The sequence below is a fragment of the Terrirubrum flagellatum genome (assembly GCF_022059845.1).
GTDB lineage: Bacteria > Pseudomonadota > Alphaproteobacteria > Rhizobiales > Beijerinckiaceae > Terrirubrum > Terrirubrum flagellatum.
Map to the genome: position 1 here is coordinate 1,775,972 of NZ_CP091851.1, position 19,589 is coordinate 1,795,560.

A 19,589-nucleotide genomic window follows, 5' to 3' on the forward strand; every position below is an offset into this window, starting at 1 on the left:
GCGGCGCAGACCCGGGATCTTCGTGAGGTAAGCTTTTGATTTCGCGAGGTCCCGTGTCTGCGCCGCAACGCTACGCGCTGCGCCGCGCCCGGGATGACGCGCTCTCACGTCGCGCCGTTCCCGTCGCGCTGCTTCAGCGCATCGTCGATCGCCTGCGCAATCCGCGCCCGGAACCTTGCCAGACCCCCGAGAGTTCTGGACTCACGGGAGGTATTGGAAAATGAAAACCGCATATCTCATTGCGGCGGGAAGTCTGTTGGCCCTGTCGGCCGCCGCGCTTCCGGGCCGCGCTGCCCCGCTGTCGCATAGCGCGCTGGCGGTGGAGCAAGATCAAACGCTTGTCGAGACAGCTCGACACTGGCGTCATTATGGCTGGTACAGGGGCCGCCATCACGGCTGGTATGGGCCGCGACGCCATTACGGGTACTACGGCTATCGCCGTCCCTATTGGGATCGGCCCTATTACGGCGGCCCGCGCGTCGGCTTCTATTTCGGCGTAGGACCGCGTTACGGCTACTGGTGAGCCGCGGCGGCGCGGATCGCCCTGGCTGCCCGCCGTCCGCTCAGCAGCGCGCCATGAATCGTGGCGTGATAATTGAAGTCGGTGTGCTCGCCGGCAAGGAACAGCCGTCCGTCAATCGGATGCGCGAGCGCGTCGAAATCGGCGGGCGTTGCGCCCGGCGCCGTCACTGAATAGGCGCCGCGCGCAAATTCGTCGCGCGACCAGGCCGATGAGATAAAGCCGATGGGCGGCGGGAGTTTCCTGCCGAACGTGTCCGACAGCGCCGCGAGAAGATCGGCTTTCAGCTCATCAGGCGATTTCGCATCAGCTTTCACGGCGTAGGGGCCGACCGACGTCGCGCAGAGGATGTTGCGGCCGCAATAGGCTTTCGCATTAAGCGCAAGCGGCCAGCGGCCGCGCTCGTCAGCGACATAACCGAAATAATGCGTGTTGGCTGACCAGAGCGGCTCGGCGAATTCGATTGCGGCGCGCGCGACCGTGCCAAATCCGATGCGGTTGATGGCGTCGAGATGCGTGCGCGGCAAAATCGGATCGAAGGCGATGGCGCCGGCCTTGAGCACCCCGAGCGGAACTGAGCAGACCGCGAAATCCGCTTCCAGCAATCCGTTCGCTGTTTCGATTGCAACGCCGTCATTTTTGCGCGCGATCCTGCGGACTGGCGTGTTGAGCCTGATGTCGAGCCCGCGCGACAACGGAGCAAGGATCGCGTCATAGCCGTTTGGCAGCACGACTTCAGGTCCCGAAAACGCGCCGTCCTCGTCGAACCAGTAGGCGGAGATGGCTTCGGCCGCTTCGCCCATATCGTCTTCGGTCTCGTTCGCCAGCACCCATTGCATCAGCGGATCGCCGAAGAAGGAGGGATCGCGCGCCTCGATCGCCGTGCGCAGCGAGACGTCAGCGCTCGCATCGAGTTCGTTATCGATGCGAGCGAGCAAGCGTTCATAGCGCGCCTCGGCCGGATCGAGTTCGCGATCGCGCACCGGCTTGCCGCCCGACCGAAAGACTTCGACCTTTTCCTCGCTGTCGGTGACGAACGTCTTTGCGCCAACCTGCCGGGCGAGTTCGGTCACGGGATTGCCATTGACGCCGTGAATCCAGTTCGCGCCGAGCTCGACCGGCGCGCTGAGGGCGCGGCTGGTGTGAAGCCGGCCGCCGATCCTGTTGCGCGCCTCGATGACGACGACATCGCAACCGCCGTCGACGAGATCGCGCGCGGCGGCGAGGCCGGAGACGCCGGCGCCGACGACAATGACCTTCGGCTTTTTGTCGCTTGCTGCATGCGCGCGCGGCGCGCCGGCGACGGCCAGTCCGCCGCCGATCAGAGCGCGTCGCGAAATGTCAGGCGGCATGTGAATTTGCGAGGGCGTCAGCCTTTTTGTTTTCTGGCGCTGCCGGCAATTCATGCGCGAACGCGGCGACGCCGCGGCCACGATCCTTGGCGAGATAGAGCGCAGCGTCCGCCTGCGCCATGATCGCCTCAGGCGTATGGCCCTGATCGGGCGCGACGGCGACGCCGAGGCTAACGCCGACATCCGTCGTTGCGCCGTCATCGAGCGTAATCGGTTCGCAGATATCGGCGATGATCTGATGGCAAAGCAGCGTGAGGCGTGGTCGATCGACGAACGCCGTCGCGAGAATAACGAACTCGTCCCCACCGGTGCGGCCGACAAGTCCGCCGTCGCCGAGCAGCTTCGCAAGCCGCGTCGCAACCGTGCGGATGACCGCATCGCCGCCGGCATGGCCATACGTGTCGTTGACAGCCTTGAAGCGATCGAGATCGCAGGCGATCAGCGCAAAAGGAGCTTGCTCGCAGCGCGCCGCGGCTGCTTCGAGCGCCTGCGTGAATTGCAGCCGGTTGGCGAGGCCCGTGAGCGCGTCATGCAAGGCGAGCCGCCGGTTGCGCGCCTCGCTTGCTTCGAGACGCGTGGAGATTTTCGCGACGACGCGCGCCGCAAGGATCGCGACAAGGCCGAGCGTTGCGACGAGCAGCAGGATGAGCGGCACGATCACCGACCAGATTTTCGCGCCGGGCCGATCGCTCTCCCAGACAAAACCGCCGAGCCGCGAGCCGTCGAGCGACATCAGTTCCGATGCGCCGCCGACGCCTGACTTGAACGAGAAATTCCGGAAGCCAAGCTGCATGTTGAGCTCGCGGCCGAAATCGTGACGCAGGAATTTCGCGGAGACGAGAAAGACCGGCGGCCCATCCGGCATCGCGATGCCCTCGTCATCGTCGGGCACGATCGCCATGGCGCTGAGCATCGCCGGTTCGCCGTCGATCACGGCATAGCCGAATTCGGCGATCTCATCGACTTTCGTGGCCGGCGCGCGCTTCTGCGCAAAGCCATCCTTGAGCGTCTCGCGACCCGCCATGTAGCGCGTCACTGCGCGGCGCGTGATCTCGCGAACAGGATCGTTGGAAGCGAGGGGAGGCGGCGCGAAATCGATCTTTTCCTCGCGCGCGGCCAGCAACAGCCTGTCGCCGCCAGCCGCGACCAGAAAGACCGCCTGATGGCCATAGTCGCTCCACAGCCAGTCCGCGAATTCCTTCTTGATGTAGGACTTGCGGAAATTTTCGACGATGTTCTTGTAGGATTTCGTCCAGCGCGCCAGCGTCAATTGCTCGCGCGCCATGAGAATCTGACGATCGCGCAGGGCATTGTGGAGAAGGCGGGTCTCGTTCGCTGCGGCCTGGGCGTCAGCTTCTTTCGACGCGATGCGGCCGACATAGAGAAGAGATGCGCTCGACAGCGCCATCAGGAATGAGGCGAGCAGGAAGACAAGCGTCGCGAGACGCATGGACGACAGCCGCGCCGACGCGCGCCGCTCCGGGCGTTCTCCCCTGGCCAGCCCCATCGCTCGCACCCCCGGGCGCGGACGTTAGGGCGGGAACCCTGAACATACCTTTAAGTAATCCGGCGGCCTTCAGGCCGCGCCTTTTTCGCGCTGCTTCAGCGCATAATCGATCGCTTGCGCCAGCGTGTCGGCCGGCTGCGCGCCTGAGACGCCGACGGCGTGATCGATGATGAAGAATGGCACGCCCTGCACGCCCATCATCCGCGCGCGCTGGATGTCGGCGCGGACCGCATCCTTGTCGTTGTCGGTCTCCAGCCATTCCGCAACCTGGGCTTCGACCATGCCGGCCTCGCCCGCGAGTTTCGCCAGCACGGCGTGGTCGGAGAGGTCGGCGCCTTCGGTGAAATAGGCGCGCATCAGGCGATCTTTCACCGCCGGCTGCACGCCGGCCTCCGCCGCCCAGCGGATGATGCGGTGACTGTCGAGCGTATTGGGAGAGACGGTGATCTTCTCGAAGGCGAAGGGAATGTTGTCGGCGCGGCCGACTTCGCGCAGGCGGTCATGGATCGCTTCGATGCGCGCCTCGTCGCCGAACTTTTTCATCATGTAGTCGCGGCGCGGCAGGCCCTCTTCGGGAATGGTCTCGTCGAGCTGGTAGGGCAGGAAGCGCATCTCGATGTCGAGATCGGGCCGGAGACGCACGGCTTCCTCGAGATGTTTCTTGCCGACATAGCACCAGGGACAGACGACGTCGGACACGACGTCGACGGTGACTTTGGTCTTGGCGCTCATGAAGCGGCCCTTGTCTGTCTGAGCGGCGAGGCCTCGCTGCGCAAGGCTCCGACGCGAAGCGCGCCGCCCGGGCGCGTGGCGATATTCACGATATGCTCAGCGCGCAGATCCGGGGCTGCGTTCTGCTGCTCCTCATCTAGGTCGCGGCAGCGGCGGATCAAGGAGCGCAGCGGCGGCTGGTCCTTCAGAAGCTCCGCCGCGAGATGGTCGTGCGCGGCCGGCCAGACGAGATGGCAGGCCCGCTGGGTGTCGAAGGCGGCGGCCAGCGCGCGCCTGTCGGGCGCATCGAGCAGCGCCAGCTCGGAGCCCGCGAACAATCCTGCGAACAGGCCCGCCGCGAGACCCACGGGGTCGCGCAGCGGCAGCGGCGACACGATGCGGTCGCCGCTGCGGAGCGAGGCCGTCGATCCCAGATCGGCGCAGGTGGCGAGCAGGGGCGCAAGCGCGATCTCCGCGATTTCGCCGCCCGGCAGCGCCGCCATCAGCGTTGCGGTTTCAACGGCGTCATCGGCGCGCTGCACGTCGATCGCGCCGTCGCGAATGCGTTCGAGGCGGGGGCTGAGATCCATCACGCCCTTGGGTAGGCCGGGTCCGAATCCGAGCACGAAACGCACCGACGCGCTCGCCGCCGCGAGCCGCGCCGCAGCCTCGATTGTCGCGCCGCTGGCGCCAACATTTTCGGCGATAACAGCGGTGGGCCGCGTGTTCGTCGTGATGGCGAAGCCATCGGCGAAGGGGAGGTCGGTCGGCGCAAGAAATGGTTGGAAGCCGCCGCGCAACAATCCCGCGAGCGTGATCGCGGCGCGGTCGCTGTTCGGCGCCATCAGGATGACGCGATCGCCCTTGGCGACGCCGAGCTGGTTGAGCAGCCAGGCGAGATGCGCGGCCGCTATATCAGTCTCTTGAAATGTCCACGCCTTGCCGTCGGCGCGCACGAGGAACGGTTTGCGCGGCTGCATCGCTGCCTGCATCGCCAGCAGCAGCGTGAGATTGACGGAAGGCGCCGCGAGCGCCCTGTCGTCGGCCGACGCGATCTTCGGCGTCATGTCGCTTCCTCCCGCCACATCATTTCAGGCGTCAGACCAAAGAGCGGCGTATTCGCCGGCCGCTTCACCGTTGCGGCGCGCGCGACCCATTGGTCTTTGGTGTAGAACAACGGCGTGATGTAGAAGCCCGACAGCAGCACGCGATCGAGCGCGCGCACGGCGTCGCGATATTCGTCAGCCCCGCGCGCCGCGAGCAGACGCGCGATCATGAAGTCGGCCGCGTCAGACGCGACGCCGGCGATATTCAGCGAGCCCGGCCGCGCCGCATTCGCCTTGCCCCAGCGATTGAACTGCTCGTTGCCCGGCAGCGCGTTGGCGGAAAAGGTGTAGGGCGTAACGTCGAACTGGAAGTTCAGCACGCGCTTCCAGTATTGCACGTCGTCGGTCATGCGCGCGCGCGCATCGACGCCGACGCGCTGGAGCATCTGGCCGTAGGTAAGCGCCAGCCGCTCATGCTGGCGATTGGAGACGAGAATCTCGAATGAAAGAGCGCGTCCGTCCTGCGCGCGCAAACCGTCCGGCGTCTGATGGAAGCCTGCGGCGGCGAAGAGATCGAGGGCTGCGCGCGCGATCGTGCGGTCGCGGCCTGAGCCGTCGGAAGCCGGCGCGCTCCAGCCCTTTTCGAGAATGTCGTCACGCACCGCGCCGGGAAATTTCGCCAGCCATTCGCGCTCGCGCGCGCTCGCAGCGACGCCGTGGCAGGAAAGCTCCGAGCCCTCGAAATAGCTCTGCGTGCGTTGATAGAGTCCGAAATAGAGGTTGCGGTTGATCCACTCGCCGTCGAGCAGCATCGTCAGGCCTTCGCGCACGCGCGCGTCGGCGAGCACGCCCTGGCGCGAATTCATGACGAAGCCGGACATGGATTTGGGAATGCCGACGGGAAGCGTCTCGCGCACGATGCGGCCGTCGCGCACGGCGGGAACGTCATAACCGGTGGACCAGCGCGCGGGATCGGTCTCGATGCGGAGATCGATCAGGCCGGCCTTGAAGGCTTCGAACAGCGAATTGGAGTCGCGATAGAAATCGACCCTGATCTCCTCGAAATTCAGCAGGCCGCGATTGCTGGGGAGATCGACGCCCCAATAGTTCGGGTTTTTCTTCAGCGTGTAGCTTGTTCCCGGCTGCACATCAGCGAGCAGATAGGGGCCGGAGCCCAGCGGCGCGGAAAAACTGGTCTGGTCGAAGGCGTCGCGATTGGTCGCGGTCTTCGACAGCACTGGCATCAATCCCAGCACCAGCGGCAATTCGCGATCGCCGGCCGCCGCGCTGAGTTCGAAGCGAACCGTGCGCGCATCGATCGCCTCGGCGCGCGTCACCTTGGAGTAAGGCGTGCGCTGGATGCGCCCCTTGTCGCGCAGCAGCGCCCAGGAGAAGAGAACATCATCGGTGGTGACCGGCGAGCCGTCGGAGAATTTCGCGCGGGGATCGATGCGGAAGGCGACACTCGAACGATCATCGGGAACGGCGACAGCTTCGGCGACCTGCGCATAGAGCGTGAAAGATTCGTTGAGCGAACGCGTCATCAGGCTCTGCACGATCAGGCCCTGGATGTAGGGCGGCGCCTGCCCGCGCAGGATGAACGGGTTCATGCTGTCGAAAGCGCCCTGCTGTCCCAGCACGATGCGGCCGCCGCGGCGGGCGTGGAGATCGGCGTAGGGAAGGCGCTGGAAATCCGCCGGCAGCGCCGGTTCGCCATGCATCGCAAGCGCGTGGCGGAAGTCAGGCCCATTTTCCGCGCGCGCCTGCGCCGCCGGCAGGGAAGCCGCCAGCGCGAGCAAGGCCCGGCGGGACAAGTCGATTCGCATTCGTTAATTGCATATCACGCCAGCGAGAGGGATCGCAGCGAAGTCGGCTCGCTATGCGCTGCGACCCACCGGGGACTGGCGGATCGGCGACCGACTCGGTAAGGACGCCGCCGGGTCACGCTCCCGCCGCATTCGCCGGGGTATGGGGCGCGGCTTCAACGTTGCTGGAGCCCGCGCCGATTCTGGGCTGCGCTTTGAGATTCAGAGGATCACTTTCGATGGGTTTTGTCCGCAATTTCACGTCGGCGGGGCTCTCGGGCCTGCTGGCGATCAGCCTGGCGACCGGCGCGGTCGCGCAGCAGCCGGCCCAGCCGCGGCCTGCGCAGCCGCGGCCTGCGCAGCCAGCCCAGCCCGCCCAACCGGCGCAGCCCGCGCCCCAGCAGCCGGCCGCCCAGGGCCAGCAGCCGCCGCCCGGCCCGACGCTTGTCCAGCTCAAGGGCGAGCCGTCGCAGCCCGACTGGCTCAAGGTCTGCGGCAAGGACGGCCAGGTCGATGTCTGCTACGTCACGCGCGATTTCGTCTCCGATCAGGGCCAGCCGGTTCTCGCGGTCGCCTTCTATGACGTGAAGGGCCAGACGCCGCAGCAGAGCACCCGCATCGTGCGCGTGCTGCTGCCGCTGATGCTCATGATCCGCCCCGGCATCCGCATCGGCGTCGACACGGGACAGCCGACCCCCGGCAATTTCGCGATCTGCATGCCGAACGGCTGCTTCGCCGAGGTTCCCGGCGTCAATGACGCCTTCCTCAACGGTCTGAAGCGCGGCACGACGCTGAACATCAGCGTCCAGAACCAGGTCGGCAACGAGGTGACGTTTGCGGCGCCGCTGACCGGCTTTGGCAAGATTTTCGACGGCCCGCCGATTGATCCGGCCAAGCTTGAAGAGCAGCGCAAGGCGTTCGAGGACCAGATGAAGGCCCGCGCCGAGCAGATGCGCCAGCAGCAGGGCGCCCCGCAGGCTCCCGCGCCGGCTCCCGCTCCTGCGCCGGCCCCGAAACCGTAATCGCGGCTTCAATCGACATGAAAACGGGCCCCGCGGGGCCCGTTTTTATTCAATCTTTTCAGATCAGTTCATTGCGCCCGGACGCATGCGATAGGCGCCGTCGGCGTCGCGTTTGAAGACTTCGCCGATCTGGGGATGACGCACAGGCGTCCCCGACGTGTCCGGCAGCAAATTCTGCTCCGAGACATAGGCGACATATTCCGTCTCGGCGTTCTCGGCGAACAGGTGGTAGAAGGGCTGGTCCCTGGAGGGCCTGACCTCTGCGGGAATGGATTCATACCATTCCTCGCTATTGTTGAAGACCGGATCGACATCGAAGATCACGCCCCGGAAGGGGTAGACGCGATGCTTCACGACGTCGCCGATCTTGTATTTGGCGGTGCGGGTTTCCATGGCCCAGATATGTCCGCGAACGGCTGTTGGATCAAGTTTGCGGCCGGGACCTCTGCTCACAATCCGTAGAGCGCCGCCATCTCCTTGTCTTTCGCCGCAACCGCTTTCGCGAGATCGACGATGACCTTGGCCTGCTTCCAGGTCGCGTCGTCCTGCATCTTGCCGTCGAGCATCACCGCGCCCGCGCCATCCGGCATGGCGTCCAGAATACGCTTGGCGAACGCCACCTCCTGCGGATCGGGACTGAAGACGCGCTTGGCGATGTCGATCTGGGAGGGATGCAGCGACCACGCGCCGGCGCAGCCCATGATGAAGGCGTTGCGGAACTGGGCTTCGCAGGCTTCGCCATCGGCGAAGTCGCCGAAGGGGCCGTAGAAGGGCTTGATGCCGTTCGCAGCGCAGGCGTCGACCATCTTCGCCATGGTGTAGTGCCAGGGGTCCTGCTGCGCCGACACGCGCGCGCCGCCTGAGGGATCGGGATCGGTCAGCACCTTGTAGCCGGGATGGCCGCCGCCGACGCGCGTCGTCTTCATGGCGCGCGAGGCCGCGAGGTCGGCGGGGCCGAGGCTCATGCCATGCATGCGCGGCGAAGCCGCAGCGATGTCATCGACATTCTTCACGCCCTGCGCCGTCTCAAGGATGGCGTGGATCATCACGGGTTTTTTGAAGCCGTGCTTCGCTTCGAGCTGCGCGAGCAACTGATCGAGATAATGGATGTCCCAGACGCCCTCGACCTTCGGCAGCATGATCACATCGAGCCGGTCGCCGATCTCTGACATGACAGTTGTGACATCATCGAGAAACCAGGGGCTGTTGAGCGCATTCACGCGCGTCCAGACGCCGACCGGCGAGCCGCGTAGCGCCTTCGCCAGCATGACGAAGCCGTCGCGCGCTGCAGCCTTCGCCTCGATCGGAATGGCGTCTTCGAGATTGCCGAGAATGACGTCGACCTGGGTCGCCAACTCCGGCGCCTTGGCGCGCACCTTCTCCACATGGGGCGGCAGGAAATGGATCATGCGTTCGAGCCGCACCGGCGGCTCGCGCATCGGTTCCGGCGCGCCGACAGCCAATGGACGGTAGAAGTCGCGCGACAGCTTCATGCGTTCCCCCTTTGTGCAATGCAAAATACGGGAGGCGGGGCCAGTCGTCCACGGCTCCCTGCTGGCCCGGCGGTTGCGTCAGGCGCGCTTGGGCCTTAGGTCGGAGTCATCAGGGGTGACGGAGACAGATGAGCGAACTGACGCCGCTGCTCAATCTGATCCTGCCCTATTTCAGCATCATCGCACTGGGGTTTCTGATCGGGAAGTGGAAGGCGTTGCCGGAAAGCGGCCTCGTCTGGATGAATTTCTTCATCATCTATGTGGCGCTGCCGCCGCTCTTTTTCCGCCTTCTCGCCGACAAGCCGCTCGAACAGCTCGCCAACTGGCGCTTCGTCTCGATGACGATGCTCGCGACCTACTGCACCTTCGCGATCTCTTTCGCTTACGGGGTGTGGCAGACGAAAGGCAATCTGCCGGAAGCGATCATGCAGGGCGTCGCCGGCGCCTATGCCAATGTCGGCTATATGGGCCCGCCTTTGGTGCTCGAAGCGCTGGGGCAGGGCGCGAGCGGCGCCGTTGCGCTCGTCTTCGTCACCGACGTGCTGTTGCTCTTCGCCATGATCCCGCTGCTGATGGCGCTGGCCGGCGCCGGAGATCGCGGATTTTTCGCGACCATCGGCTCGGTGATCCGCAACATCCTCACGCATCCTTTCAACATCGCGGCGGCGGCGGGAGTCGCCGCAAGCTGGTTCCAGCTTCAGATCCCGGTCTGGCTCGACAAGACGACGGCGTGGCTGAGCAGCGCGTCGGCGCCTGGCGCGCTGTTCGTGCTTGGCGTCACCGTCGCCTTGCGCGCCAAGGCCGGATTTCCGCGCGAGGCGCCGGCGCTGGTGTTCATCAAGCTCGTGATCCATCCGCTGATGGTGTGGCTGCTGCTTTCGGTCTTCGGCGATTTCGATCCGCTCTGGGTCTATGCCGCCGTGCTCATGGCGGCGCTGCCGCCGGCGCTGACGAGCTTCGTCTTTGCGACGCAATACAAGGTCGGGCTTGATCGCGCCTCAGCCTGCATCATGCTCGGCACCGCCTGTTCGCTGCTGACGCTGACGGGCCTGCTGTGGCTGATCAGGACGGGGCGCATGCCGGCCGATCTCTTTCCGATGTGAGCGCGCGATGCAGCCCTTGAGCGGAATCCGCGTTCTCGATTTCACCACGCTGCTGCCGGGACCGCTGGCGACGCTGATGCTCGCCGAAGCGGGCGCCGAGGTGATCAAGATCGAGCGCGCGGAAGGCGAGGACATGCGGCGCTTCTCGCCCGTCGTCGGCGGTCAGTCCGCGCCTTTCGCGGCGCTCAATGGCGGCAAGCAGAGCGTCAGCGCCGATCTCAAGAATGCCGATGACATCGCGCGACTGAAAGTGTTGATCGCCGAGGTCGACATTGTCATCGAGCAATTCAGGCCCGGCGTGATAGAGCGCCTGGGTCTCGGCTATGACGATGCGCGCAAGCTCAATCCGCGGCTGATCTATTGCTCGATCTCGGGCTTCGGTCAGACGGGACCGCGCAGCGGCGAAGCCGGCCACGACATCAATTATCAGGCGCTGGGCGGGCTTCTCTCGCTGTCGCCGGGCACGCCTGACGCGCCGAATGTTTCGCCGGCGCTGACTTGCGACATCGCCGGCGGCGCGCTGCCCGCCGTGATCAACATTCTGCTGGCGCTGCGCCAGCGCGACGTGACGGGAGAGGGATGTCGCCTCGATATCGCCATGACCGATGCGGCTTTCACGTTCGCGGTGTTGGCCCTGTCGGGCGCGCATGGGTCGAAACGAAATCCCGGCGCTCATGAAGCGATGCTCGCCGGCGGCGATCCGCGCTACCAGCTTTACGCTACATCGGACGATCGCTTTCTCGCCGTCGGCGCGCTCGAAGCGAAATTCTGGCAAACCTTCTGCGACGCGATCGCGCTGCCGGCGGAGCTGCGAGATTTCGCGCGCCACCCTGAGAAGACGCGCGACGCCATCGCCGCGATCATCCGCGCGCAAGCATCCGATCATTGGCGTCGTGCGATCGAGCCGCTCGACTGCTGCGCGACGGTCGTGAGGACGCTCGACGAGGCGCTGGCCGATCCGCATTTCCGCGCGCGCGGGCTTTTTGATTATGAGGCTTCGCTCGGCGGCGGCGCTGTGATGCAGACGGTTTTGCCGGTCGCGCCGCAATTCAGGCGGCCTGCGAGCGAAAGACGCAAGGTCGAAAAGATGAAAAAGCTCTCGGTGATACGCGACACCGTCAATATTTAAGCCCTGTATCGCACAGGATGGTTGCGACCGTGGCGCTCTCGCTCAACCTGCCTGACGTTAACAATTTCGACGCTGCGCAAACATTGGCCGCTGCAGAATACCCGACATAAAGCCCCTCCAGAATTGCGAGCTGGCGGCGCCAGTGCGCGACTTCTGCATCCGTGACCGCCAGACTGAGGTCCGACAGCCGCGCATCCCAGTGCGGCGGGATGAGGCCATATCCGATACCCTGTACGATATGCCGGCTCTTTTCGATCTTCTTGCCGGCCAACGGCTCGCTCCCTTCGGGTTCCACCGCCGCGCAAAGCGTCGCGGGATTGGCGGCCTTCAGCGCCCGCGCGACACCCATGAAGGTGCAGCCTGTGCCAACCGCCGCAACCCAGCCATCTATCGAACGGCCGAATTGCTCAAGGATTTCCGGGCCGGTCCCGGCTTCATGGGCTGCAATGCCTTCGGCTGCATTGAACTGATCGACATAAAATCCGCCTTCGTCGTGGGCGATCCGCTCCGCTTCTCCAGCAGCGGCGGCGACGTCTGCCCCGGTCACCTGTCCTGGCGCGCCGTCCACTTGCGGAACCAGAACCACCTTCGCCCCAAGACCTTCCATCATCCGGGCGCGGGCCGAGCTGTTGCCTGCCGACATTGTTGCAATGAAAGGATGGCCCAACGCCGCACAAACTACGGCAAGACCCGCGCCCATGTTGCCGCTGGTCATCTCGACAACCGGCATACCCGGTTTAAGGCGACCGTCCTGCCGTGCGGCCAGAACGATGGCTTTGGCCGCACGGTCCTTCACGCTTCCGCCCGGTTGCAGAAACTCCGCTTTGGCCACGATCCGCCCGGGCCCTGCATGAATGCGGTCCAGCGCCAAAAGCGGGGTGCGGCCTATGAGATCGAGCACTGAACCAAGCATTGCAAAACCCAGCGGAAGTTTTGTTTTTTGTGTCGCCATCGTAGAAATACCCGAACCCTTGGCGCCATAATAGAATTCAAGGCATGGCTTTTGCGAAAGACCCGTTCCACTTTTTCGCGCCGTGCTCCAGGGCCTTTGAGCCGGCATGATTTGGAGCGTGGCGTGAGGGCTAATCGTCCAGCTTCAGGAGCGTGATCGCCTCAGGCTGAATCGCGCATCAGCTTCGGCGTCTCGCCCGGCGCGCCGATGCCCATCTTCATGACGAAGCGCCTGAGCGGCGCGATCTGCGAGAGGGCGAGAAGGCCGGCGCCGCGCAGCGCATCCGCCGGCAAAAACGGCGAGAGCAGCGTGCGATTGAGAAGATCGACGCTGAAGCTGCGCATGCCGACATCGAGCCGCCGCGCGTGCTCATAGCGCGACAGAATATCAGTGTCGCCAAGCGGCGTTCCCGCGTCGCGCGCGTCGCTCAAGATGTCGATGATCGTCGCGGCGTCGCGCAGTCCGAGATTGAGTCCCTGCGCGCCGATCGGTGGGAAGACATGGGCGGCCTCGCCGGCCAGCATGAGGTTCGGCGCCGTCAGCGATTTCGCGCTCAGCCCGCGCAAGGGAACGAGGCCGCGCGGACCATCGACCTGCGTCTTGCCGAGATAGGAATGTGAGCGCCGCTCGATTTCGAGCGAGAGGTCTTCGTCGCTCAATGCGTGCAGCCGTTCCGCCTCTTCCGGCGCGGCGACCCAGACGATGCTTGAGCGGCGTCCCGGCAACGGCACGAATGTGAAGGGGCCTTGCCGCGTGTGAAACTCCGTCGAGATGAAGCGATGAGCGCGATCATGCGCAACGGTCGTTGTGAGCGCCGACTGCGGATAGGCCCATTCGCGCGTTCCGATGTCGGCCGCGGCGCGGATCGTCGAGCGCCCGCCATCGGCCGCAATCGTCAATGCTGCGTCGATCGATGAACCGTCCGCCAGCAGGACGCGTCCGCGCCCGCCAACGGCGTGAAAGCCGGTCGCCGCGACGTCACGACGCGCCACATGCGCCTCGCGCGCCAGCGCGTCATTCAGCGCGTTCTGGAGATCGCCGAGATCGATATTCCAGCCGAAGGCGTCGAGGCCGATCTCCTGCGCGAGGAAAGTGGCCGGCGGCGGCCGGAACAGGCTGCCGGTGTCATCGATCAGGCAGAGACGTTCGAGCGGCGCGGCGCGCGGCTCCAGCGCGTCCCACAGCCCAAGCGCGCGCAGGAGACGCATCGAGCCATCGAAGAGCGCGACCGTGCGGCCGCGCGAAGGCGGAGCGGGCGGCGCGACCAGCGTCAGTGCAAAGCCGGCTCGCGATAAAGACAGCGCGCAGGCAAGGCCCGCGGCGCCGCCGCCGACGACCGCGAGCTCTCGCTGTTCAGTCCCGTTCATCGCCCTGACCTAGGACGAATGCCGGTATGGGGGAAGCGAATGCGTCGCCGCCTGTTGTCGCGGCGCGGGGCCGCAGGCTAGACACGCACTTGGTCCCGCGGCGTGTTGGGGTAGGGCAAAGGTGCAGAACGTTCGCCTCGCGGGCTACATGACCCATCTGCTGACGGCGACCGGCGCCGCGCTCGGCTTTCTCGCCCTCATGGCGGTCATCTCAGGCGATCTCGTGAAGGCCTTCGCCTGGCTCGGCGTCGCGCTCGTGGTCGACGCCATCGATGGCCCCCTCGCGCGCAAGGTTGCGGTCAAGGAGAATGCGCCGCGCTATGACGGCGCCGTGCTCGATCTCGTCGTCGATTTCGTCACCTATGTCTTCGTGCCCGCGGCGATGCTGATCTGGGGCGGGCTGGTCCCTGGCGTGCTCGGCTTGATCGCGGCTCTGGCGATCGTCGCCGGCAGCGCGCTCTATTTCGCCGATACGCGCATGAAGACGGAGGACTGGTGGTTCCTCGGCTTTCCCGCGGTGTGGAACATCGTGATGCTCTATCTCGCGGTGTTTCCGCTGCCGGGCTGGATCAGCTTCGCGCTCGTGATGATCGCGGTCGCGATGATGTTCCTGCCATTTCCCTTCGTGCATCCGATCCGCGTCAGGCGATGGCGGGCGCTGACGATCGCGATGCTTTGCATCTGGTGCGTCTCGGCGGTGCTCGCGATCGTTTATGCGTTCCGGCCGGGCGCGCTGATCGAAGGCGCGCTCGTCGTCACCGCCATTTACTTTCTCGGCCTCGGCTTCCTCAGGCAGATCGAGACGACGCGCTCGCAATCGCGGTCGTGACCGACGGCGCATAGGTGACGCGGGGCGGGCGCAGACCGCCATGCGCGAGCGCGCGGCGGACATTCGGCGCTGCGGCCGCGATGACGACCGCCGCGCCGTGCTTCTTCGCGCGATCCGCGAAAGTCGCGACGGTGATTGCGCCGGTATGATCGATCATGGGTACGGCCGACATGTCGAGCACGAAGCGCTTTGGCGTTTCGCCAATGCGATCGAGGACAGCGGCGAGCGTCGAGGCCGTGCCGAAGAAGAGCGGTCCCGCGAAGCGATAGACGAGCGTTCCTTCGGCCGCGGCCGCGACGATGGACGCCTCGCGCTGCTCGACGCCATTGTCGGCGCGATCCTCGGAGAGGAGGGGCGCGTGCGCCTCGATCTCCATCAGCTCCGCCATGCGATGCATGAAGAGCAGGCTGCCCATGACGACGCCGACACCGATGCCTTCGGTGAGATCGCGGAAGACAGTGATCAGGAAGGTTGCAAGCAACACCGCCGCGTCGCCGCGCGAGCGCCTGAGAATGGCGATGAATTCGTGCTTCTCCGCCATGTTCCAGCAAACGACGGCGAGGATCGCGGCGAGCGCCGCGAGCGGGATCTCGCCCATCAATGGCGCGGCGACGAGCATCATCAGCAGCAGGAAGACCGAATGCAGGACGCCGGAGACGGGCCCCACGGCGCCGGCGCGGATATTGGTCGCGGTGCGCGCGATCGTGCCTGTGGCGCAGAGCCCGCCGAAGAGCGCGCTCGCCATGTTCGCCGCGCCCTGCGCCACCAGTTCGCAGTTCGAGCGATGACGCCTGCCGGTCATGCCGTCGGCGACCATGGCTGACAGAAGCGATTCGATGCCGCCGAGCAGCGCAATCGTCATGGCGGAGGGCAGAAGCTCGCCAATGCGCGCGAGCGAGACTTCTGGCAGCGACGGGCTTGGCAGCGTGCGCGGGATCGCGCCGAAGCGCTGGGCGATGGTCTCGACGGGAAGCCCGAACAGCCAGGTTGCGAGGCCGGCGGCCACGATCGCGATCAGGAAGCCCGGCCAGTGCGGCCGCCAGCGGCGCAGGCCGATGATGATGGCGAGCGAGCCTGCGGCCACGGCGATCGCCCAGGGATTGATGCTGCGCGCCCCCCATAGCGCCTCCAGCTTGGGAATAAAGGCGCCCGGCTCCTTGCCGGCTAAAGTCAGGCCCAGGAGATCGTGAAGCTGGCTCGAAAAGATGATCACCGCGATGCCGGCGGTGAAGCCGATGATCACGGGGTGCGGGATGTATCGCATATAGCTGCCGATCCGGAGATATCCGACGATGATGAGGATCAGCCCGGCCATGAAGCTCGCGAGCGCGAGCCCGTCGAGACCGAAGCGCTCGATCGTCGCCGCCACCAGCACGATGAAGGCGCCGGCGGGACCGCCGATCTGGAAACGGCTGCCGCCCAGCAGCGAAATCAGGAAGCCGCCGACGATCGCGGTGAAAATTCCGCGCTCGGGTGGCGCGCCGCTGGCGATTGAGATCGCCATCGACAGCGGCAGGGCGACCACGGCGACTGTGACCGCGGCCAGCGCGTCGGCCCGGAACTTCGTCGGCGTATAACCCTCGCGCATGACCGTCACGAATTTCGGCGTGAACAGGTCGGCGAACGTTGGTTGCGTTCCGAAAGGCTGCGAGGCGGGCTGGGCGGACATTATTTCACATCCGTTTCATGCGTAATTTCGACGGAATCACACGTCGGTTGCGGTTTTTCGCGGCGGCGCCTATTCATTGCGCGAACCGCCGCTCTTCGCAAAGTCCGCGAAACTACTGAAACAACAGTTTCGTTGTCGCACCTCGCGCTTTTGTCGCGCCGGGGGGGAGCCGGAGTGCGGATGGGCAGGCGACGGAGACGAAAATGGTTCAGGCGATCCGCATTCACGAAAATGGCGGTCCGGAAGTTCTGAAGCTCGAGGACATCGAGCTGCCGCCGCCAGGGCCAGGCGAAATCCGGGTGCGCAACGAGGCGATCGGCCTCAACTTCATCGATATCTACTATCGCTCGGGACAATATCCCGCGCAGAAGCCGTTCACGCCGGGCAATGAGGGCGCCGGCGTCGTGCTCGCGGTTGGCGAGGGCGTGAAGGATTTCAAGAAGGGCGATCGCGTCGCCTATGTCTCAACCTTCGGCAGCTACGCCGCGGAACGCAATGTGCCTGCCGCCGCGGTCGTGCCGCTGCCCAAGGGCGTCTCTTTCGACAAGGCGGCTGCATTGATGTTGAAGGGGCTCACCTGCGAGTATCTGCTGTTCCGCAGCTTCCCCGTGAAGAAGGGCGACACGATCCTTGTTCATGCGGCGGCTGGCGGCGTCGGCTTGATCCTGTGCCAGTGGGCGAACGCGCTCGGCTGCACCGTGATCGGCACGGTGGGGTCGCAGGAGAAGGCGAAGCTCGCGAAGAAGAATGGCTGTCACCACGTCATTCTCTATCGCGAAGAGAATTTCGCTGAGCGCGTGAAGGAGATCACCGGCGGCAAGAAATGCGCCGTGGTCTATGACGGCGTCGGCAAGGACACTTTCATGGGGTCGCTCGATTGCCTGAGGCCGTTTGGCTATCTCATTAATTTCGGCAGCGCGTCGGGCTCGCCCGAGGGCTTCAATGTCGGCGTGCTCTCGCAGAAGGGCTCGCTGTATGTCCAGCGTCCAACCCTGTTCGCCTACACCAGCGACGCGAAGACCTATCAGAAAATGGCGAAGCGCCTGTTCAAGGCGGTGGAGAAGGGCGACTTCAAGATTCCATTGTCGACGAAATGGCCGCTCGCCGACGCGGCGAAAGCGCATGAAGCGCTGGCGGGACGCGGCACCACGGGGTCGATGATCCTGAAGCCTTGAGATCGCCCGATCGAAGCGCGAGAACCGGCCTGCGGCTCATGCCGCAGGCTCATCCAAAAAAGCGAAGCCCATGACTGAGACGCTGCCCGACCGCCTTTCGACCGATCCCAACAGCCCGTTTTACAATGAGGAGGTTCTCGCGCGCGATGTCGGCATTCGCCTGAGCGGCGTCGAGAAGAACAATGTCGAGGAGTATTGCGTCAGCGAAGGCTGGGTGCGCGTCAGCGCCGGCAAGGCGCGCGATCGTTTCGGCAATCCCATGACGATCAAGATCAAGGGCGTTGTGGAGCCCTATTTCAGACAGAGCTGAGACGTTCCTCCTCTGCGAGGGATCAAGAGCGCCGAAGCCGAAACGCATCCGCGGCGCGTCAGGGTTTGATCCGGCGATTTCCAACCGCGCCGCTTGATGTGTGGCGATCGGGCGTCGCGCGCGTGGCCATCGCGTGGCGATTGATCGCTTGAGCCCCCAATCGCGCTTTCTTCGGAACAGGATTCTCGCGCGCCCGTTTGCCTTGATGGCGCAGGCCCGGCGAACTGTTTCGCCTCAGGGGAGGGTGAGCGAGCTTCGGCGCTGCGCGCACGCGAACAGGGAGAAGGCTCGTGCGTCCATCATTTCTTACCTCCGCCGTTTTCGGCGGGGCGGCGTCTTTGCTCGCCGCAACATCCATTTCCGCGCAGGTCATCGAAGGCCCGTCCGATCACGGTCCGCGCGGCAAGTCGGATCGAACTCAAATGGAGGAGCGCGGCCCGGCCTCGGAGGGACGCGGCATACGCGACGAAAATCGCTCGCGCGGCGGCGAACGCGCGCAGGGGCGTTCGCGCGAGCTCTCGCAAGATGAGAGTCCCGCGCAGCGCGGGCGTGATGCGCGAGGCGCGCCATCCAATGCGCAGCAGATGAATGAGCCGGAGCGCGGTCAGCAGCAGCGCCGCACCGGAGAATCCGCGCAGCCGAACGACATGCGACAGCCCTCAGGCCGGGCGCAGGGCGACATGCGTCAACAGGACCAGCGCACGACATCGCCGTCACAGGCGCAGGGCCAGCCGCCGGGAACGTCGCCCAATCGCGCGCAGCGGGACCAGCAACAGCGGACGCAGCAGGGCCAATCGCAAGAGCAGCAACAGCGAATGCAACAGGGCCAATCGCAGCAGCCGCAAGGAAGCCAGGACAGTCGTTCGCTGTCGCAGGGCCAGAATCCCGCGCAGCAGAATCCGAATGCGCTGTCGCAGGGCCAGAATGCTCCCGGCAATCAGCAGCAGGGCGCAGCGACGCGCAACGACTTCAATGTCCAGGGGCAGCTCAATGTCGCGCCTGATCGCGCGGCGCGCATCCATGACACGCTGATCCGTTCAGGCGAACGGACCAATGTGCGCGTCGATGTGAATATCGGCCGCAGTCTGCCGCAGACCGTGCGTGTGCGGCCGCTGCCGCCTGATCTCATCTCGTTCTCTCCGGAATTGCGTGGCTATGACTACACGGTCGTCGAAGACGACATCGTCATCGTCGAACCGCGCAGCAAGCGCGTCGTCGAGGTGATCAGTCCCGGCGGCGGCCGCATGGGCGGCCAGGCGATGCGTGGAGCGGCAGGCGGCGTTGCGGGCGCAGCCGCTGGCGCGGCGGGCGGCGAAATGGCGACGGGCTCGATCCAGTCCGGCGGCGCCGGAGCTTCGATCACGTTGAGTTCGACCGATCGCCAGCGCATCCGCGAGGAAATCTTCAACGACAGCAGGCAGGCGCGTCTCGACATCAGCACCGGCGCGCAGTTGCCGACCACCATCCAGGTGTCGGCGCTTCCCGACAACGTCGTCTCGGCCGTGCCGGCGCTCAGGGGCTATCAGTATTTCGTGACCGGCGAGCGGATCGTTCTGGTCGATCCGAATTCGCGCAGCATCGTCGACGTGGTGCAGTGAG

At 65.3% G+C, this 19,589-nt stretch carries 18 protein-coding genes; 8 read left to right on the top strand and 10 right to left on the bottom strand.

Translation table 11 applies throughout. The features are described 5' to 3' along the window. Positions 1–220: 220 nt before the first annotated feature. Positions 221–523 carry a hypothetical protein gene (locus L8F45_RS08625; protein WP_342362465.1) on the top strand — a complete coding sequence of 101 codons (303 nt, stop codon included), beginning with the start codon at positions 221–223 and terminating at the stop codon, positions 521–523. Here the strand turns inward: L8F45_RS08625 and L8F45_RS08630 are convergent. The 5 genes from L8F45_RS08630 to L8F45_RS08650 all read right to left on the bottom strand — a co-directional run bounded on the left by L8F45_RS08630 (position 514) and on the right by L8F45_RS08650 (position 6,950). Beyond that, entirely contained in the window at positions 514–1,872 is a 1,359-nt protein-coding gene (locus tag L8F45_RS08630) for a flavin monoamine oxidase family protein (protein ID WP_342362466.1), read from the bottom strand. The genes L8F45_RS08625 and L8F45_RS08630 overlap by 10 nt on opposite strands. Next, a complete protein-coding gene (locus tag L8F45_RS08635) occupies positions 1,862–3,322 on the bottom strand; it encodes a diguanylate cyclase domain-containing protein (protein ID WP_342362467.1) in 1,461 nt (486 codons plus the stop codon). The genes L8F45_RS08630 and L8F45_RS08635 overlap by 11 nt, the downstream gene beginning before the upstream one ends. A gap of 126 nt (positions 3,323–3,448) precedes the next feature. Further along, on the bottom strand, positions 3,449–4,111 hold the full coding sequence (locus tag L8F45_RS08640; RefSeq protein WP_342362468.1) for a DsbA family oxidoreductase: 663 nt from the start codon (positions 4,109–4,111) through the stop codon (positions 3,449–3,451). Further along, positions 4,108–5,157 (bottom strand): AMP-binding protein, encoded by a 1,050-nt coding sequence (locus L8F45_RS08645; RefSeq protein WP_342362469.1) that lies wholly within the window; start codon positions 5,155–5,157, stop codon positions 4,108–4,110. Before L8F45_RS08645 ends, L8F45_RS08640 begins: the two co-directional genes overlap by 4 nt. Next, positions 5,154–6,950 carry an extracellular solute-binding protein gene (locus tag L8F45_RS08650; protein WP_342362470.1) on the bottom strand — a complete coding sequence of 599 codons (1,797 nt, stop codon included), beginning with the start codon at positions 6,948–6,950 and terminating at the stop codon, positions 5,154–5,156. The genes L8F45_RS08645 and L8F45_RS08650 overlap by 4 nt, the downstream gene beginning before the upstream one ends. 230 nt (positions 6,951–7,180) lie before the next feature. On the opposite strand from L8F45_RS08650, the gene L8F45_RS08655 reads away from it, so the two are divergent. Continuing rightward, entirely contained in the window at positions 7,181–7,963 is a 783-nt protein-coding gene (locus L8F45_RS08655; RefSeq protein WP_342362471.1) for an invasion associated locus B family protein, read from the top strand. Positions 7,964–8,026: 63 nt separating this feature from the next. Here L8F45_RS08655 and hspQ read toward each other — a convergent pair whose 3' ends face one another. Next, a complete protein-coding gene (gene hspQ, locus L8F45_RS08660; RefSeq protein WP_342362472.1) occupies positions 8,027–8,356 on the bottom strand; it encodes a heat shock protein HspQ in 330 nt (109 codons plus the stop codon). Positions 8,357–8,412: 56 nt separating this feature from the next. Beyond that, positions 8,413–9,456: an HpcH/HpaI aldolase/citrate lyase family protein gene (locus L8F45_RS08665; RefSeq protein WP_342362473.1), complete on the bottom strand. Its 1,044-nt coding sequence runs from the start codon at positions 9,454–9,456 to the stop codon at positions 8,413–8,415. A 128-nt stretch (positions 9,457–9,584) separates the two neighbouring features. Between L8F45_RS08665 and L8F45_RS08670 the strand changes: the two genes are divergently transcribed. Together L8F45_RS08670 and L8F45_RS08675 are read left to right on the top strand one after the other, a co-directional pair. Then, positions 9,585–10,559 (top strand): AEC family transporter, encoded by a 975-nt coding sequence (locus L8F45_RS08670; RefSeq protein WP_342362474.1) that lies wholly within the window; start codon positions 9,585–9,587, stop codon positions 10,557–10,559. A gap of 7 nt (positions 10,560–10,566) precedes the next feature. Beyond that, complete coding sequence (locus L8F45_RS08675) at positions 10,567–11,688, top strand: CaiB/BaiF CoA transferase family protein (RefSeq protein ID WP_342362475.1); 1,122 nt, start codon at positions 10,567–10,569, stop codon at positions 11,686–11,688. Here the strand turns inward: L8F45_RS08675 and L8F45_RS08680 are convergent. Both L8F45_RS08680 and L8F45_RS08685 read right to left on the bottom strand, forming a co-directional pair. Beyond that, positions 11,678–12,748: a PLP-dependent cysteine synthase family protein gene (locus L8F45_RS08680; protein ID WP_342362476.1), complete on the bottom strand. Its 1,071-nt coding sequence runs from the start codon at positions 12,746–12,748 to the stop codon at positions 11,678–11,680. The genes L8F45_RS08675 and L8F45_RS08680 overlap by 11 nt on opposite strands. Before the next feature lie 53 nt (positions 12,749–12,801). After that, entirely contained in the window at positions 12,802–14,007 is a 1,206-nt protein-coding gene (locus L8F45_RS08685) for an FAD-dependent monooxygenase (RefSeq protein WP_342362477.1), read from the bottom strand. Between the two features lie 121 nt (positions 14,008–14,128). Here L8F45_RS08685 and L8F45_RS08690 point away from each other — a divergent pair, with 121 nt between their 5' ends. Next, entirely contained in the window at positions 14,129–14,836 is a 708-nt protein-coding gene (locus L8F45_RS08690) for a CDP-alcohol phosphatidyltransferase family protein (RefSeq protein ID WP_342362478.1), read from the top strand. On the opposite strand, the gene L8F45_RS08695 is transcribed toward L8F45_RS08690, so the two are convergent. Continuing rightward, complete coding sequence (locus tag L8F45_RS08695; RefSeq protein WP_342362479.1) at positions 14,796–16,505, bottom strand: SulP family inorganic anion transporter; 1,710 nt, start codon at positions 16,503–16,505, stop codon at positions 14,796–14,798. The two genes, L8F45_RS08690 and L8F45_RS08695, sit on opposite strands and share 41 nt — an antisense overlap. A 203-nt stretch (positions 16,506–16,708) precedes the next feature. On the opposite strand from L8F45_RS08695, the gene L8F45_RS08700 reads away from it, so the two are divergent. The 3 genes from L8F45_RS08700 to L8F45_RS08710 all read left to right on the top strand — a co-directional run bounded on the left by L8F45_RS08700 (position 16,709) and on the right by L8F45_RS08710 (position 19,588). Continuing rightward, positions 16,709–17,680: a quinone oxidoreductase family protein gene (locus L8F45_RS08700; protein ID WP_342362480.1), complete on the top strand. Its 972-nt coding sequence runs from the start codon at positions 16,709–16,711 to the stop codon at positions 17,678–17,680. A 70-nt stretch (positions 17,681–17,750) separates the two neighbouring features. Continuing rightward, positions 17,751–17,990 (top strand): DUF3297 family protein, encoded by a 240-nt coding sequence (locus L8F45_RS08705; RefSeq protein WP_342362481.1) that lies wholly within the window; start codon positions 17,751–17,753, stop codon positions 17,988–17,990. 584 nt (positions 17,991–18,574) lie between these two features. Further along, complete coding sequence (locus L8F45_RS08710; protein WP_342362482.1) at positions 18,575–19,588, top strand: DUF1236 domain-containing protein; 1,014 nt, start codon at positions 18,575–18,577, stop codon at positions 19,586–19,588. Position 19,589 lies beyond the last annotated feature (1 nt).

What these genes read in the sequence shown, in the direction of transcription:
- L8F45_RS08625 (WP_342362465.1), top strand. Translation starts at nt 221, where the DNA reads ATGAAAACCGCATATCTCATTGCGGCGGGAAGTCTGTTGGCCCTGTCG.
- L8F45_RS08630 (WP_342362466.1), bottom strand. Translation starts at nt 1,872, where the DNA reads ATGCCGCCTGACATTTCGCGACGCGCTCTGATCGGCGGCGGACTGGCC.
- L8F45_RS08635 (WP_342362467.1), bottom strand. Translation starts at nt 3,322, where the DNA reads ATGCGTCTCGCGACGCTTGTCTTCCTGCTCGCCTCATTCCTGATGGCG.
- L8F45_RS08640 (WP_342362468.1), bottom strand. Translation starts at nt 4,111, where the DNA reads ATGAGCGCCAAGACCAAAGTCACCGTCGACGTCGTGTCCGACGTCGTC.
- L8F45_RS08645 (WP_342362469.1), bottom strand. Translation starts at nt 5,157, where the DNA reads ATGACGCCGAAGATCGCGTCGGCCGACGACAGGGCGCTCGCGGCGCCT.
- L8F45_RS08655 (WP_342362471.1), top strand. Translation starts at nt 7,181, where the DNA reads ATGGGTTTTGTCCGCAATTTCACGTCGGCGGGGCTCTCGGGCCTGCTG.
- hspQ (WP_342362472.1), bottom strand. Translation starts at nt 8,356, where the DNA reads ATGGAAACCCGCACCGCCAAATACAAGATCGGCGACGTCGTGAAGCAT.
- L8F45_RS08665 (WP_342362473.1), bottom strand. Translation starts at nt 9,456, where the DNA reads ATGAAGCTGTCGCGCGACTTCTACCGTCCATTGGCTGTCGGCGCGCCG.
- L8F45_RS08670 (WP_342362474.1), top strand. Translation starts at nt 9,585, where the DNA reads ATGAGCGAACTGACGCCGCTGCTCAATCTGATCCTGCCCTATTTCAGC.
- L8F45_RS08675 (WP_342362475.1), top strand. Translation starts at nt 10,567, where the DNA reads ATGCAGCCCTTGAGCGGAATCCGCGTTCTCGATTTCACCACGCTGCTG.
- L8F45_RS08680 (WP_342362476.1), bottom strand. Translation starts at nt 12,748, where the DNA reads ATGCCGGCTCAAAGGCCCTGGAGCACGGCGCGAAAAAGTGGAACGGGT.
- L8F45_RS08685 (WP_342362477.1), bottom strand. Translation starts at nt 14,007, where the DNA reads ATGAACGGGACTGAACAGCGAGAGCTCGCGGTCGTCGGCGGCGGCGCC.
- L8F45_RS08695 (WP_342362479.1), bottom strand. Translation starts at nt 16,505, where the DNA reads ATGTCCGCCCAGCCCGCCTCGCAGCCTTTCGGAACGCAACCAACGTTC.
- L8F45_RS08700 (WP_342362480.1), top strand. Translation starts at nt 16,709, where the DNA reads ATGGTTCAGGCGATCCGCATTCACGAAAATGGCGGTCCGGAAGTTCTG.
- L8F45_RS08705 (WP_342362481.1), top strand. Translation starts at nt 17,751, where the DNA reads ATGACTGAGACGCTGCCCGACCGCCTTTCGACCGATCCCAACAGCCCG.
- L8F45_RS08710 (WP_342362482.1), top strand. Translation starts at nt 18,575, where the DNA reads ATGAATGAGCCGGAGCGCGGTCAGCAGCAGCGCCGCACCGGAGAATCC.